Below are 16246 nucleotides of genomic sequence, written 5' to 3' on the forward strand. Positions count from 1 at the left end.
CATTTTTGAAAGGAATTACTAAAATGAAGAAAAAAATGATCGCAATGTTATTGACAACAGCTATAGTTGTTGGAAGCGGAGCAACCGTTGTTTTTGCGGAAAAAGAGAATGCGAAAACAGAGACTGCCGCACAGGACGAAAAAACAGAAGACGAGAACGCTAAGGATGAAAAGGCTGAAGACGACAAAAAGGCTGACAGCAAAGACGCTGATAAAAAAGATTCTAAAGAGAAAGATGCAGAAGAAACAAAAGAAGAACTTCCATATGCTCCAAAAGAAGACTATGACGAATACGCTTTAGTAGATTTCGAAATTGAAGATCTGGGACAGGAACTGGAAATTGTAGTTTCCAAGAAGGATGGCGATAAAGAATACAATCTTCAGATGTACTTCTTTGGTGGAGATGCAGATATAGATGTTACTTATGATGATAATGGAGACTGCAAAGTAACCAATGACGACGGATTTTTCCAGACTGAGGGGCCGCTTGTTGTAGAAAAAGCAGAAAAAGAAGGAAACTGGAAAAAAGTTGCTGATTACGGTAAAGAAGATAGTGCTAAATTTGATCTCTCCACACTGGAGTATCAGCCAAAGGCAGATTATGACAAATTTACTGTAACAGATTTTGAAATGGAAAACCTTGGACAGGATCTGGAAATCGTAGTCAGTGCAACGGATGATGATAAATCCTTTAACCTCCAGATGTACTTCTTTGGAGGAGATGCGGACATTAATGTGACTGTTGATGATGATGGAAACTACGAGGTAACTAATGACAGTGGATTCTTCCAGACTGAGGGACCGCTTGTTGTACAGCAGGTTTTGGAGGAAGACAACTGGCAGGCAATTGAGAAATAATTGTAATTTATAGTATCGCCAGTGGATGTCGACGCTGGCGATATAGAGCAATTTTATTTTAAGTGTTAAAACTTAGAAGTAAAGCCACAGGGAAAGGGTATCTCTGTGGTTTTGCTTTTATAAAGAAAAAATTGAAATTCATTTTACGTATAAATATGCACACTTTACGCCGGAAACGATTATTTTACTGTAAAAATGGTACAATGCAAAATAAGCAAGGTAAGAAAAAATAGTTAAAATAACGGACATCGCAAAATATGAAAGCCATCTGATCTGCATCAATGACACTGATTAGATGTTGTCCGGGATTTTCACAGAAAAATCGAGGAGGAGAGAAATTCATGAGTATGAAACGAGTGCTTGCTGCATTCATGGGCGTGACGCTTCTGGTTGGCAATGGACCGGTAAGTGTGTTCGCTGAAGAAGTGACAGCTGAGGCAGCAGCGGAAACTGCAATTGTAAATCTGGAAACTCAGGGGCGTACAAATCCCATTGGCGTAGACGAGGCTAATCCTGCATTTTCCTGGCAGATGCAGTCAGGCGAGATCGGGGCAGCCCAGAAATCGTATCAGATCGTTGTCCAGGACAAAGGCGGAAGCGTGGTCTGGGATTCCGGTGTGGTAGAAAGCAGTCAGTCAAATGAGATCAAATATGAGGGAAGCGGTCTGACTCCGGCGACTCAGTACAGCTGGAATGTGACTGTGACCGATAACAAGGATAATTCCATTCAGTCTGAGACTGCAACTTTTGAGACTGGTTTGATGGATACAAGTTCAGCATCCTGGGACGGAGCCAAATGGATCGGAGCAGGAGAGCTATCTCTTGATGCAGCATCTAAAGCAGTTTTTAATATTTCCGCAGATGTTCAGGTGGCAGAGGGCAGTAACGGGGCATCCTTTATTCTTGGTGCAGATGATTTCCGTTTGGAGAACAAAGTGTTCAACAGCGAAATGCAGGAAGGCGAAAACTATGTCCGCGTAGAACTGGATCTTTCCGGTGTTGGCGCGAACGGTGGTGCGAAGATTAACGCTTACCGCATGGGCTATGCAAAAGACGATGATCCTACAACTCCATTTTTCACAATTGAAGATGATGAAGATTTGAACACTCTGATTACAGACAAGAACAAAAACGATATTCACCACATTAATATTTTCTGTACTGCAAGTACATTGTCCATCACAGTTGACGGAACCAAGGTGGGAGATGACATCCTGGTAAACACCATGGAAAATGGAAATACTTTCCCGAACCTGAACTCCGTAGGTTTTGCAGCAAATGCAGGTGACAGCGCCACATTCACAGATTATAAGATTGAGAACGGCGGGAAATATGCAACCGGAACTCTTCTGGATGCAGAGACAGGTGCAACTTATTCTATTTTTAACGGAATGGACGGCGTGGCTGTAGATGGAAATACAATTACTGTAAATGGCGGTGACACAGGTATTCTTGGATATGCAGATCCTTCCTATGCAGCAGCACCGATGGTTCGTACAGATTTCGAAGCAAAATCAGAGATTGAGTCTGCAAGACTTTACCTGACTGCACAGGGTATCTACGATTTCTATATTAACGGACAGGAAGTTGCACCGGAAGAATGGTTTAATCCAGGTTCCACAGAGTATGATTCTATTCTGGCATACAATTCTTATGATGTAACGGATTACCTTCAGACTGGCAAGAATGCAATGGGAGCAATTCTCGGCGAAGGCTGGTGGACTGGTATGACTACCTTCGAGTGTACAAATAACAATTATTATGGCGACCAGCCTGCACTGATGGCGAAACTGGTAGTGAACTACACAGATGGTTCCAGCGACACAGTAGTAACCGATGACGGCAGCTGGACTTATTACAACAATGGCCCGGTACGTCTGGCTTCCCTTTTCCAGGGTGAAAGATATGACGCTACAAAAGAGGCGGCTGTAGAGGGCTGGACAGAGGCTGGATATGATGACTCTGCATGGACAGCTTCCTCTGAAATCGAGACAAGAAAACAGTTTGCAGATTATCAGCTGGTTTCCCGCTATGATGAGCCGGTTCATATAATCCGTACTAACGATGTAAAAGAGGCTCTTGGCGAGACAAAAGAGGGATCTGGTTCTTACATTTACGATATGGGCGAAAATGTTTCCGGTGTTCCGGTGATCACAATTCCAGAAGAATACGCAAAGCCAGGCGAGACAGTAACAGTTCGTTTCGCGGAGATCCTTTACCCGGAACTGGATGAGTACACCAGTGAAGGTGTTGACGGAATGCTGATGGTGGAGAACTATCGATCTGCAATGGTAACGGATTTCTATACCATGAAAGAGGGGGAGAATGTATTTGCACCAGACCTTACTTTCCATGGATATCGTTACATTGAGATCACAGGTCTGGATCAGGAGCTTCCGGCAGACTGCATTAAAATGCAGGTACTTTCTTCACTGGACGCAAGTGCTGAATATGAGTCCTCCAATGAGCTGACCAACCAGCTTTTTGCAAACATTACAAACTCTACAACAAGCAACTATATTTCCATTCCGACAGACTGCCCGCAGCGTGACGAGCGTATGGGATGGACGGGTGATGCACAGATTTATGCACTGTCTGGTTCTTATGTAGCAGACACTTACAACTTTATGCGTCAGTGGATGGATACCGTCCGTGCTGATTGTGGTGAAACAGGAATGTCTTCCCAGTATTGCCCTGCTTTTGTGAATTATGATCTGGAAGCAGATGACAAAATCCCACATAACGGACAGAGCTTCGGTATTACCTGGAACTGTCTGGTTGTAACTATTCCGTACAACTTGTATATGCAGACTGGAAAACTGGACATTGTAAAAGATAATATTGATAATATTTATGCGTATGTAGACCACCTTGCTTCCACACCGATGAGCTACAAGGATGAGAACGGGGACAAGCAGGAGGATGCACGTCTAACTGGTGAAACTGGTACACTTTGCGACCACCTTTCCAGAATCCCGACTGACGGTGTAATGCTTGGAAATGTGCTTTATATTAACTGTCTGGATCAGGCAGCAGTTCTTGCTGATGTTATGGGCGATACAGATAAGGCAGAAAGCTATCGTGAGACAGCTGCAACTGCAAGAGAAGCATGGAATGAGTTTTTCATTGATCCGGATACTGGAAAAACAAAGAACACTAAGGGCGAGATTCAGGATACACAGGCTTCTTATGCAACTCCTCTTCGTTTCCATGTGGTAAGTGATGAGAATCTGGAAAAAGTTCTGGAGAATTATAACGCAACAATCGCAGAGGCTTCCGGTGAGGACAGTGATGGAATGCCGATTGTTCCTTACACTTTGACAACTGGATTTAATGCAACTGGAAACCTGTTAAATGCACTTTCCGATTATGGCTTAAATGATACTGCTTACAAGCTGTTTGAGTCCACAGACTATGCTTCCTGGCTCTATCCGGTAACACAGGGTGCAACCAGTATCTGGGAGCGTTGGAACGGTTATACAAATGAGCTTGGATTTAACGGAAACAACAGCATGAACTCCTTTAACCATTATTCACTTGGTGCAGTTTACGAGTGGATGGTAGCTTACCAGCTTGGAATCAAGTCTGACGAGACACAGCCTGGCTATCAGCACTTTATCCTGCAGCCCACTGTTGGAGGTGATTTCACAGAGGCAAAGGGAAGCTATGATTCTGTTTACGGAACCATTAAGAGCGGCTGGACAGCAGCTGACGGTGCGATGACATCCTATGATGTAACCGTTCCAGCGAACACCTCCGCAACCTTGTACCTGCCAGTATCTGGTGAGGTAACTGCATGCGATGGTGTGACAGTAACAGGTGCTGTAACACATAATGCAATTGAAACACAGCAGATGGAACTGGTGGCTGGAACTTATCATTTCGAAGTTGTGGATGGTAATGTGACTGTGACAGCTGCATAAAAATTTATGATGGAATGCTTTACTACAGAGTATTGCATAGATAGCTTATCATAGATAAAATCCTCCGTTTTATTATGAGTGAGTGATGAAAAGATCAGTACTGGGAGAGAGTTTTTGAGAATCAGAAAATTGAAATTTCAGCTACTGGTCTTTTTTGTAAAAAACGTTGTACCAGAGCATGTTTGAAAAGGTTTTTCGCAAAGTGGGAACGTACAGATTGTGAGAATGATTTTCAAGCACACTTTGGTATCTGTCTTAAAACTTTTCCTTGCTAAATCGTAAAAGTCTGTTAGAATATGTATAAAATATGGGCAGATATGTCAGCAGATAGAATTTTTCAGACTGTTTGACTGATATGAGAAAGAACGCCCACAGGCGAGGTGACAGCTATGATTACACTGAACGATTATTTATATTCCGGAGATACGGTTTTAAAGATTTTACAGAAATATACAGAGGATCTGCGTAAGGAAGCGAAGAAGAACCATAATGAGGTTGATTTAGTGCACAGCAATTTTCTGCTCCAGATCACGGAGCTTTTGGAGCACAATGATTTCCTTACAGCCCAGTCCCAGAAAATTCGGGAATTTTATAAATATATGGCCCATGAATATCCATTTCTTGCTTTTACATTTAAAGGTAGGATTAAGTCATTAATCCGGGCAGAAGAGAAATTTAATGGATATGTAGTGGAATATATTTACGATTATTACAGGGAAAATGGTACTTATCCGTCGGTTGCAGAGCTGAAAAATAAGCTGAGCTGTTTCCGTGATTTTATTGCTTACCGGATTGTGGTCTGTATGCCAAGATGTCACTTGAAGCCAGGGGAAGACCAGGAGCAGGCGTCTATCCGCTATCTTTATGAGATTGCAAATGTGCTGCCAGGATTTCTGGAAGAGAGAGGCTTTACAGCAGAATCGGCTCAGGGAGTGAAATTGAGTACTTCTGATCAACTGAATGATGATGTGAAGCCTTATTACAGAGATTATATTTGCGGTACCAGTGAATATGGGTATCAGTCTTTACATATCACGTTCTATGATAACAGCTCCAGATCCTACATGGAGGTACAGCTCCGTACCCAGAAAATGGATGATACTGCGGAAATCGGTCCTGCCAATCATCTGGGCTATGAGAAACGCCAGCAGGACGAGCGCGCCAGAAGAGATGTGATCCCGGAAGGGGAATGTGTTTACTTCGACGAGGCTTATGAGCGGGGAATGAAGCTGCTTTCCCTGGAATTAGCAGATCTTGATGTGAATATGTTTTCTGCGGTAAATAACAGCCTGATCAACGATGGCTGTGGGTTGTTCAGAGGAAGGCTGATTCTGCCCTATGAGCATTTGTCAAGGTTTCAGAATGATGTGATCGATTGACAATAGAAATGTAAGTGGAGAAATAAAAATGTTAAAGAAAAAAATGTTAATTGCGTTAGGAATGGCAGCAGTATTAAGTGTGGGCTGTGTAAGTGCAACTGTCTGGGCTGAGGAAAATGCAGAAAAGCAGACAGAAGAAGCAGAGAACAGTTCTGATCCCGAAGAAGAGGAAGATGTTGATTCAGAAGAGTTTGACAATCCGGAGATCGAAGAGGGATACACCACAGAATTAGAAGACTGTACAAAGGTGGTTTCCTGGTGCAAAAATGGAGACAATAATATTTACGGACAGTTCTATTATCCGGAAGATTTTGACGAGACAAAGACCTATCCAGTAATCATTATGAGCCACGGAATTGGTTCCACCTCCCAGATGGTAGAGCGTGCAAAATGGCCGGAAAAAGCAGCTCAGGATGGATATGTGGTTTATACATTTGATTTTTGCGGAGGCTCCTTTAACGGAAATAGTGATGTAGATTTCATGGACATGACAGTGATGACAGAGAAAGAAGATTTAAGTGCTGTTATGGATTTTGTGAAAACAAAGGATTTTGTAGACCAGGATCACATTTTCCTTCTTGGACAGAGCCAGGGCGGTCTTGTAAGTGCCCTGACTGCAGCAGACAGAAAAGATGATGTGGCTGCTATGATCCTGGTTTATCCGGCACTTTGCATTGCGGATAATGCCCGGGAAATGTATGCTTCCGCGGATGATATTCCGGAAGACAGAGCTGAGATGCCGGTAGGAACTGTGGGTTCGGGGTATGTGAAAACAGTTTATGATCTGGATGTATATGATACCATCAGTGCGTATGAGGGGGATGTTATGATTATCCATGGAATCAATGACAGCCTGGTGCCATACAGCTACTCTGAAAAGGCAATTGAGGAAGCGTATACAGGGGAAGGTTCCGTTCTGGTTCCAATTTATGGAAAGAAGGCTACCCATGGTTTCGAGATGAATTTTGAAGAGGGAAGAGATTACGCAGAGAGTGTTGGATTGGAATTTTTGGATGCGCATTTGAAAGAGTGACACATTGAAGACACTATAATCATGTACACAGAATTGTGTATTTACCCAAAGAAAAGTATATAAAGAATTAAAAAAAGGCATTGCAAGGAATTATATGGCGCCTGTAAACGATTTGATTTTGGAGTCAAACGTTAGGGAGAGGCTATATCCTGCAATGCCTTTTAAAATCCTTCAAATATTTATATGAAAATTGCTAACAGGTACGCTTATGCTCCTTATTTCTCTGGAAACATTTTTCCGAAGAGAAAACGGATCAGCGGTCCACAGTACATCAGCTGCCAGAAGAAGGCAACCGGGAAGTTCATGAAAGTGGTCTGGAGCCATACGGCAACGAACTGGGAACCTGCATTTTTAAATAAGATTGTGGCAATTAAGCTCATGATCGGGCACATAATGCAGATGATCATAACAGAAATTGCAACTGTGATTGCGAAAGGTCTGTCTTTAGGTGTGACAATACGAAAAGCAAGCTTATGGGCAAGGTTATCAACAATAAAGAACTCCAGCACAAATGCAACCGGCTACATGATCTTCATTTCGCCGAAAGCCATGAGAAATACCTGGTTGCTCATTCCACCGATATTCAGGGAAATGTTGTAGCAGATCATGGCGTAGACCATAAGGAAGGCCATCATCAGAGTGAAAATAACATTTTGAAACTTAGTTTTTGGCATAAAATTGTTCTCCTTTTTCTAAAAATGGGTACAAAAAAGACACATGTGTTGTTCGTTATCAAGCGTACACTTGTGTCGTTTCCAATTTTATACCAGAGCTGATTTGTTATTAAATTGTTTACCGAATGATTATTATACCAGATAAATGAGAAAATGCAATAAGAAAATCGATATATAAGATGGACTAAGAAATGATAATGGGGATTTTTTATAAGTCAGAATGCAGTTTTATTTATGTTCCTTGGTTATATTAAACTAGTAGTTTATTGCAGAATATGTAGTTCTTCTGGTAATATAAAACATGTAAGAAATCATATCGGTCATTATCCCGCTAAGGAGGCGGAGCGGACTGTAAATCCGCTGTTATCATAACACGAGTGGGTTCGATTCCCTCATGACCGAGCATACTCCTGTAGCTCAGCTGGATAGAGCACGCGTCTACGAAGCGCGGTGTCGAGAGTTCGAATCTCCCCAGGAGTGCTTCCAATGGCAGATGTCTTGGAACAAAGTGAATTAGGTAAGGAAATGGTGCAAAGGAAGAAAGCTGTCTGTGACTGGACGGCTTTTTTTTATTGAGATTCAATCTCTGGACTTTAAAAATGTGCTATTTGCGATAAATTTATTACACTTTACGTTAAAAACAGGTATGGGAATTGCAGAGTGTTATAATAAATCTATAATATGAAACATGTAAAAAATTGGAGGATGAAGGTATGAAAACAAAGCAGGCTGTAAATCCGTACCTGCCAAGCTGGGAATATGTGCCGGATGCAGAACCGCATATTGTAGACGGGCGTGTATACATATATGGTTCTCATGATCTTTTTAACGGCTTGAATTTCTGTCTGGGCGATTATGTATGCTGGTCAGCACCGGTGGACGATCTGGGCAACTGGCGTTATGAGGGTGTTATTTTCAAAAGAGAGCAGGATCCGGCAGCACCGAAGATCCGTCTTACAAATGGTCTGGCAGCACCGGATATGATCCAGGGACCGGACGGAAGATTTTATCTTTACTATTTCATGGGCGGTACAAAGATGATCTCTGTGGCTGTCTGTGACAAGCCGGCAGGCAAATATGAATTCTATGGTTATGTAAAATATGCAGACGGCACACCGATCGGTAAGAAGAATGAGCCGTTGCAGTTTGACCCGGGTATTTTCATGGACGACGACGGAAGACTGTATCTCTACAGTGGCTTCGCCCTTCAGGGAAATCCACTTCTGCTGGACGGTTCCAAGCCAACAGAGCATGGTTCCATGTGCTTCGAGTTGGATCCTGCAGATATGCTCACTGTAAAAATGGGACCGAAATACATCGGAATTGCCAGTGAGAAAGAAGCGCCGGGAACCTCCTACGAGGGACATCCGTTCCTGGAGGCAAGTTCCATGCGTAAATTCAATGGAACCTATTATTTCATCTACAGTTCCCTGAACAGCCATGAGCTTTGCTATGCAACCAGCGATAATCCTACCGGTGGATTTGAGTTTGGCGGTGTTCTGGTCAGCAACGGAGACATCGGCCTTCCGGGAATTACAGATGTGAAAAACGCAAGAAACTGCACTGGAAATACTCACGGAAGTCTGATCGAGATCAACGGAAGCTATTACGTTTTCTATCACAGACACAGCAACCGTAAGCAGTCCTCCCGTCAGGCATGTGCTGAGCGGATCCGTTTCGAGGAAGGCAAATTTTATCAGGCAGAGATGACCTCCTGCGGTCTGAACGACGGACCACTTAAGGGAAAAGGAAACTATCCTTCCTACATTGCCTGCAACATATATGGTAAAAAAGGAACCCGTTTCTTAAGCATGATCAAGCATCCAAAGTCTGGTCATCCATATCTGACTCAGGATGGAAAAGACCGTGAGCTGGGACCAGACCAGTATGTGGCAAATATGTGCGACGGAGCTGTTGCGGGCTTCAAGTATTTTGATCTGCGTGAGACTTCAAAGGTTCGCATTAACATTAAGGGAAAAGCAACTGGAGTTGTTTATGTGACTACAGAGGAAGGCGGCAAGCCAGTGGCAAAGATCCAGGTGAAGCCTTGCAAAGAGCAGCATGGCTTTGCAGCTGATTTAAGCGGACTTGGCGAGAAGGAAGCTCTGTATTTCAGCTACAAGGGAACTGGTGCGTTTGACTTTATGTCTTTTGACCTGAAGTAAAAACACCTTAAAAAGCAAGAAATACTTTATCTGCTAATAGCAGACAAAGTTTAAATAAAAGGGAAAAGAGTTTATCTTAAGAGTCAAATAAACCCAGGAGGCGAAACACTTGAACATTACTAATTTTGCAAAAAAAGTTGCAGAAAAGCCGGTTTTCAAAACCCGTATCAAATCCAGTGAGGTAAAGATCCCGGAGATGATCATCGGCTATTTTCTGGCTCCGTTTTGCGCCATGTTTGCCAACTCCATTTTTGGTGCTTATCTGAACCGTTATTATGTGGATGTACTTGGCTGGACAAAATTCGGGGCATTTGCCACACTTCTGCCTATGGTATCCGTGATCTTCGTAGTTCTCGGAAACCTGATGATTGGGCAGTGGATCGACAATACCAGAAGCACCCAGGGAAAAGCAAGGCCATACCTGATTCTTGCTGCTCCTATGCTGATCGTGGCGATCATTCTTATGTTTATGACACCAACCAGAGGCAACAATGCCATTCAGATGATCTGGATTGCAGTGTCCTATAACCTGTATTATGCACTTGCATATCCATGCTTTTACTGTGCACACAGCTCCATGGTTTCTCTTTCCACCAGAAATTCTGAGAGCCGTGGACTTCTTGCAACACTGTCAAACGCAGCCATGGTTGCTTCAGCAGGAGTTGGAGCCAGCATTCTGGTACCAATCCTTCTTCAGAGCTACCTGTTCGTGACAAAGGATGGCGGAATCGATGTGGATGCCAGCTATGCACATTGGAGAGTGATTTCCATCGTGCTTTGCCTGGTAAGTGCGTTTGGATGTCTGCTGGAGTACTATTTCACAAGAGAGCGTATTACAGAAGAGACCATCGACCTGAATGTGAAAGAAGAGAAGCTTCCGCTGAAAAAGCAGCTGGAGGGCTGTATCCACAACAAATACTGGTGGATCATCATTCTCTACTTCCTGATTTTCCAGTTTGGTCAGCTGATCAAAAACAGTTCCATGAGCTTCTATGTAAGATGGATGTTTGACAACGTAATTAATTCTGCCAATCCGGAGCAGACTTCCGGAACGCTGATGTCCACACTTGGTCTGGTTGGCGGAATTCCGACTGCAATCGGTATGGTGGTGGCCTGGCCCATCGCCCGTAAGCTGGGTAAAAAGAGAGCTGTTGTTTCCGGACTCTGCTTCTCCGTTGTAGGAGGTCTGGTATGCTTCGTAAATGTCAACAGCTTTGGACTGGTTGCTACCAGTATGGTTCTGAAGGGAATTGGAAGCATCCCGGCTATGTACGTAACTATGGCACTTCTTTCCGATGTACTGGATCATCTGGAAGCGAAAAATGGTTTTCGAAGTGACGGATTTACCATGTCTGTTTACAGCTCTATTATGGTAGGCCTTAGCGGACTTTGCATCGGTGTGCTGAACAGCCTTCTTACATTTGCAGGCTACAGCAACACAGGTATTGCCTGCAATCCGCAGACTCTGGAGATCATCGACAATGTGACAAATTACACAGGCCAGATCGTGTACCGCCAGATGGGCGGCGTGGAGCAGGTACTTGCATTTGCATTCCTTGCTGCGGACGTGATCACATATGCGATCGTTATCATTCTTATGAGCCGCCTGGATGTGGAAAAACACATCGAAGAGGACCAGAAAAAGATCAAAGAGAATCAGAAGAAAGCAGCAGAAGGAAAGTAAAAAAAGGCGACTGCCGTACGGGACTTTCATTGAAATTATAATTGTTTCAGAACCTGTTTCCTGTTATACTATTACTATCTTTAGTTCGTGCAAGTGCTTCCGGCCTTCTGGTGCAGCTGTCACTGCACTGGAGGGCTGTTTTTTGTATAGCGGCATTTTCATATAACAACGATCAACAGGACGGGTGAGAAACAACTATGATAAGAATTGCAATTGTGGAAGACGACCGGCACGACCGGGAGGCTTTGAAAAAATGCCTGAGCCGTTATGAGAAAGAGAATCAGGTGAAATTTTCTCTCACGGAATTTCAGGATGGGGAAGATATTGTGACGGATTACACTGCCAGCTATGATCTTATTATTCTGGACATTGAGATGGCTTTTCTAAACGGAATGAAGGCGGCGGAGAAAATCCGTGAACTGGATACAAACGTGATCATTATTTTTATTACCAACATGCCCCAGTACGCCATTCAGGGGTACAAGGTGAATGCGCTGGATTATATTCTGAAGCCCATTTCCTATTTCTCATTTTCTGAGAGCATGGCAAGGGCCCTGACTAAGGTGAAGACACCGGAGAAAGAGTATATTACCATTGTCTTAAAAGGTGGGAAAAAGAAGCTGGATGTGGCGCGGATCTGCTATGTGGAGGTGCAGGATCACGTTCTGATCTATCATACACTGGACGGGGATTTTGAAACAAAGGGCACCATGCGTGATACAGACAATCAATTTGACCCGAAGAAATATTTTCGGTGCAACCGCTGTTATCTGGTAAATCTGGAATTCGTGGAGACCTACCAGGGCAGCGATATTATGGTAAATGGCGACACTATTCAGGTGAGCCGGAGCAGGCGCAAGCCGTTTTTGGATGCCCTGAATGAGTATATGAATGAGGTGGGAAAATGAGCGGCACAGTGGTGAATACTCCGGGGTATTATTACGCCATTTCTTACTGGCTGTCTGCGTCGGTGATGATTTTTGTGCAGGGGTGTGGAAAAATAGACCTATGGAAATATCTGTACAGTGTGCTTAGTTTTATCAGTATTTTTACAGTTATGTTTTTCACGGATGGAATAAAACAGATCTTTTTTATGCCTCTTATGATATGCGTTTTTGGGCTTATGCTATTGTATATGAAGATGGCAGGAGAGCTTCCATGGCGTGAAACCGGATTTTATTGTGCGAAAGCATTTATCAATGCGGAGTTTGCTGCTTCTTTGTGCTGGCAGATCCATTATTTTTATACAGGGGATTTCAGCGGCCTGATGAAGGGAACTTCAGAGCAGACTGCCTGGCGGCTCCTGCATATGGTAGTGATTTATGCAGTGATGTACATTTTGGTCTACCTGATCGAACGCTACCTAAAAAAGGATATTGAGGAATTACAGATTACCCGCAGAGAATTGCTGGTTGTGTATTTTGTAGTGATCGTTGTGTATTGCATCAGCAATGTAAGCTATGTGGATGTAAAAAGTATTTTCAGCGGCGGTACAGCCATGGACGTTTTTATCATCCGTACCCTGGCTGATCTTAGCGGAATGGCAGTGCTTTATGCCTATCACATTCAGGTAAAAGAAATCCAGATGAGATTCGAGAAGGACACCCTTCAGAATATTACAAATATGCAGTACCAGAACTACAAGCTTTCCAAGGAAAGCATTGATATTGTCAATCAGAAATATCACGACCTGAAGCACCAGATAAACCTTTTGAAAACCGGCGCAGACACGGAAAAGGCAGGGGAATATCTGGAGCAGATGGAACGGGAAATCAAGATTTACGAGACACAGAATAAAACGGGAAACAAGGTTCTGGACACGATTCTTACCAGTAAGAGCATGCATTGCCAGCGACATGGCATTGAATTGAAATTTATGGGTGAGGGACAGCTTTTGAATTTTATGGAAGATATGGACATTAGTGCCCTTTTTGGAAATATGCTGGATAATGCCATTGAGAGTGTGGTGAAGATCAAGGATCGCCAGAAGCGCCTGATTTCCATTCATGTGATACAGGAAAGGCAGTTTATCCGTATCCGTACTGAGAATTACTGTGAAGAGGACGTTCAGTTTCAGGATGGACTTCCCGTTACCACAAAGAAGGATAAAAGGTTCCATGGATATGGGACGAAGAGTATAAAAAAAATCGTGGAGAAGTATGGCGGATCGGTTATGGCTGGCAAGACAGATAACTGGTTTGAATTGAAGATACTGATTCCGATGAAAGGTTAATGGAGGAATAATAAATGCCATCATATAGTATTATTGATAATTTTGAAATCCACAAAAACAACCGTTTTCTGGAGATTGCAGAGTCTCTGAAACCGGAGCTTTATCATAAGGAAATAAAAGCGGCAAAAGAGATCATGGTGGGAAAAGACCGCCAGATGCGGACTGTGGTGGCAGAAGAGCACCCAATTGAAAACCTGTATGTAAAATCCTTAAAAAGAGATGACACCGTATTTGTAGATTTCGGGGATCACGCAGTGGGCTATGTGACTCTGGAACTGAGCAAAACCGGAAGTCACCAGGATGCGCCGGTTTATTTTTACCTGAAATTTGGTGAGCGCCTGGAAGAGATGACCGATAAGACCGCAGATTATGATGGCTGGCTCAGCCGTGGCTGGATCCAGGAAGAATATATCCATGTGGATGTGCTTCCGGCGAAGGTGAAGCTGCCAAGAAGATATTCCTTCCGTTACATGGAGCTTCGTGTGATCGATACTTCTGCCAAGTTTCAGCTGAAGATTGACGGAATTTCCTGCGACACCGTTTCCGCGGTTAATATGGATTCTGTAGAAAACATTGATTTTGGTGATCCTCTGCTGAACCAGATCGACCTGGTAAGCCGCAAAACGCTGAAAGAATGTATGCAGGATGTTTTTGAGGACGGACCGAAGCGTGACCGCAGAATGTGGCTTGGTGATCTGAGGCTTCAGGCCAGAGCCAATTATTACACCTTCAAGAATTATGACCTTGCGAAACGCTGTATGTACATTTTCGCAGGGCTGCTTTTTAACGAGGGAAAATTAAGCGCCTGTGTATTCACAGAGCCGGATATGGAACCGGATGACACTTACCTCCTGGACTATGCTCTATTTTTCACGTCAGTGCTTCTGGATTATTATGAGGCAACTGGTGATCTGGAAACCCTCAAGGATCTTTATGAGGTAGCGGTTGATCAGATCCGCATTGCCATGACACAGCTCAATGAAAAAAATGTTGTGGAGGATTTAGGAGATGCATTCTGGTGCTTCCTGGACTGGGGCGATGGCCTGAATAAGCAGGCTGGTGCCACTGCTGTGCTGATCTATTGCATCCGTTATGGAATCCGCCTTGCCAGGATTCTGGATAAGCAAGAGGATATCAAGTTGCTGGAAGAGAAGCAGGCCATGCTGAAGCAGGCTGCTGTGAAAGAGTTCTGGGATGAAAACCTTGGAATGTTCGTAAGCGGTCCGGATCGTCAGGCTTCCTGGGCAACCCAGATCTGGATGATCCTTGCCCGCGTCTTTGACAAAGAGACCAACCGCAAGCTGATCCACCATGTTATGGAAGTAAATCCGCGAATCCGCATGGTAACTCCATACATGTATCACCATTATATTGATGCGCTCATCCGCTGTGATGAGAAAGAGCTTGCCTTAGAAGAAATGAAACGTTACTGGGGCGAGATGATCCACGACGGCGCTGACACCTTCTGGGAACTGTATAATCCGTACAACCGGGAGGAATCTCCCTACGGTTCCAGCATGGTCAACAGCTATTGTCACGCGTGGAGCTGCACACCGACGTACTTCCTTAGAAAATTTTATATGGGTGATGGGAAATAGAATTGAGAAAGAGGGTCTTGCAGAAATGCAGGATCCTTTTGCACACCCCACTTTGCGGTATGTTTTGTCCGGATTTGGTTGTCGCAGTTAGTATATGGAGAGGTTAGCATTAAAATAGCCCTGCCATTTATGAAGGCAGGGCTGAAATAATTATTTCTTCTTATTTTTCTTAGATTTCCTGCTCTCGTTCTGAGCAGTCTGAGCTTCCTCAGCAGATTTCTTAAAGCGTGCGAAAAATCCTTTTTTCTTTTTAACCGGAGCATCCAGGTTACCACGGATACCTTTCACACCTACTATGTAAAGTCCGCTTACTTCAGCCTTGATCTCCTTCTTTACAGGAATAAGGTCGAATACCTTCTCGTCTGCAATGAGAATGGAAATCTTCGGTCCAACCTTTGCCTTAACAATGGGCATCTTGGAACGGCGGAGAAGCTTCGGTGTCTGGTCAATGACCATCTGTGGGAGACCAGATTCCTTAAGTGGCATTCTCTTCTTATCAATAACGAGCATGGAAACGGTCTGTTTACTTGCCTCGATCTGTGCCTGCTGTTCTTCCTGTTTCTTCTGGGTCTTCTTGCCAAAAAAATACAAACCAATCAGTAATCCAATGAGGATTACGAGAATCACCAGAAGGACGATTGTTACTGGATGCATACTTATCCTCCTACATATAAAGTTTCTTAATAACGATTCAGCCTGC

The 16246-nt window shown here is 43.7% G+C and carries 11 protein-coding genes, 2 tRNA genes and 1 pseudogene; 11 read left to right on the plus strand and 3 right to left on the minus strand.

All coding sequences use genetic code 11. The features are described from left to right. Window positions 1-23: 23 nt before the first annotated feature. From LIQ05_RS09760 to LIQ05_RS09775, 4 genes are all read left to right on the plus strand, one after another. Window positions 24-857, plus strand: coding sequence for a hypothetical protein (locus LIQ05_RS09760; protein WP_226820335.1), 834 nt, complete (start codon window positions 24-26; stop codon window positions 855-857). A 341-nt stretch (window positions 858-1198) separates the two neighbouring features. Further along, window positions 1199-4780 (plus strand): family 78 glycoside hydrolase catalytic domain, encoded by a 3582-nt coding sequence (locus LIQ05_RS09765; protein ID WP_226820337.1) that lies wholly within the window; start codon window positions 1199-1201, stop codon window positions 4778-4780. Between the two features lie 389 nt (window positions 4781-5169). Beyond that, entirely contained in the window at window positions 5170-6159 is a 990-nt protein-coding gene (locus tag LIQ05_RS09770; RefSeq protein WP_173770274.1) for a guanosine polyphosphate pyrophosphohydrolase, read from the plus strand. 28 nt (window positions 6160-6187) lie between these two features. Further along, window positions 6188-7192 (plus strand): alpha/beta hydrolase family protein, encoded by a 1005-nt coding sequence (locus LIQ05_RS09775; RefSeq protein ID WP_226820339.1) that lies wholly within the window; start codon window positions 6188-6190, stop codon window positions 7190-7192. A gap of 215 nt (window positions 7193-7407) precedes the next feature. Here the strand turns inward: LIQ05_RS09775 and LIQ05_RS20305 are convergent. Next, window positions 7408-7866, minus strand: a pseudogene (locus tag LIQ05_RS20305) (DUF2798 domain-containing protein). A gap of 317 nt (window positions 7867-8183) precedes the next feature. On the opposite strand from LIQ05_RS20305, the gene LIQ05_RS09785 reads away from it, so the two are divergent. The 7 genes from LIQ05_RS09785 to LIQ05_RS09815 all read left to right on the plus strand — a co-directional run bounded on the left by LIQ05_RS09785 (window position 8184) and on the right by LIQ05_RS09815 (window position 15546). Beyond that, a tRNA-Tyr gene (locus tag LIQ05_RS09785) sits at window positions 8184-8268 on the plus strand. A 4-nt stretch (window positions 8269-8272) separates the two neighbouring features. Further along, window positions 8273-8346 (plus strand) — tRNA-Arg (locus LIQ05_RS09790). A 233-nt stretch (window positions 8347-8579) separates the two neighbouring features. Further along, on the plus strand, window positions 8580-10031 hold the full coding sequence (locus LIQ05_RS09795) for a family 43 glycosylhydrolase (protein WP_226820341.1): 1452 nt from the start codon (window positions 8580-8582) through the stop codon (window positions 10029-10031). A gap of 109 nt (window positions 10032-10140) precedes the next feature. Further along, window positions 10141-11715 (plus strand): MFS transporter, encoded by a 1575-nt coding sequence (locus LIQ05_RS09800; RefSeq protein ID WP_226820343.1) that lies wholly within the window; start codon window positions 10141-10143, stop codon window positions 11713-11715. 197 nt (window positions 11716-11912) lie between these two features. Continuing rightward, complete coding sequence (locus tag LIQ05_RS09805; RefSeq protein ID WP_226820345.1) at window positions 11913-12623, plus strand: LytR/AlgR family response regulator transcription factor; 711 nt, start codon at window positions 11913-11915, stop codon at window positions 12621-12623. Then, entirely contained in the window at window positions 12620-13948 is a 1329-nt protein-coding gene (locus LIQ05_RS09810) for an ATP-binding protein (RefSeq protein WP_226820347.1), read from the plus strand. The genes LIQ05_RS09805 and LIQ05_RS09810 overlap by 4 nt, the downstream gene beginning before the upstream one ends. A 14-nt stretch (window positions 13949-13962) precedes the next feature. Further along, entirely contained in the window at window positions 13963-15546 is a 1584-nt protein-coding gene (locus tag LIQ05_RS09815; RefSeq protein ID WP_226820349.1) for a sugar hydrolase, read from the plus strand. On the opposite strand, the gene LIQ05_RS20635 is transcribed toward LIQ05_RS09815, so the two are convergent. Then, a complete protein-coding gene (locus tag LIQ05_RS20635; RefSeq protein ID WP_416385993.1) occupies window positions 15525-15809 on the minus strand; it encodes a DUF6783 domain-containing protein in 285 nt (94 codons plus the stop codon). The two genes, LIQ05_RS09815 and LIQ05_RS20635, sit on opposite strands and share 22 nt — an antisense overlap. Further along, window positions 15697-16200, minus strand: a complete 504-nt coding sequence (locus LIQ05_RS09820) for a hypothetical protein (RefSeq protein WP_226820351.1) — start codon at window positions 16198-16200, stop codon at window positions 15697-15699. The genes LIQ05_RS20635 and LIQ05_RS09820 overlap by 113 nt, the downstream gene beginning before the upstream one ends. Window positions 16201-16246: the final 46 nt, after the last annotated feature.

It is taken from the genome of Blautia glucerasea (genome assembly GCF_020537505.1).
In the GTDB taxonomy this organism is placed as follows: domain Bacteria; phylum Bacillota; class Clostridia; order Lachnospirales; family Lachnospiraceae; genus Blautia_A.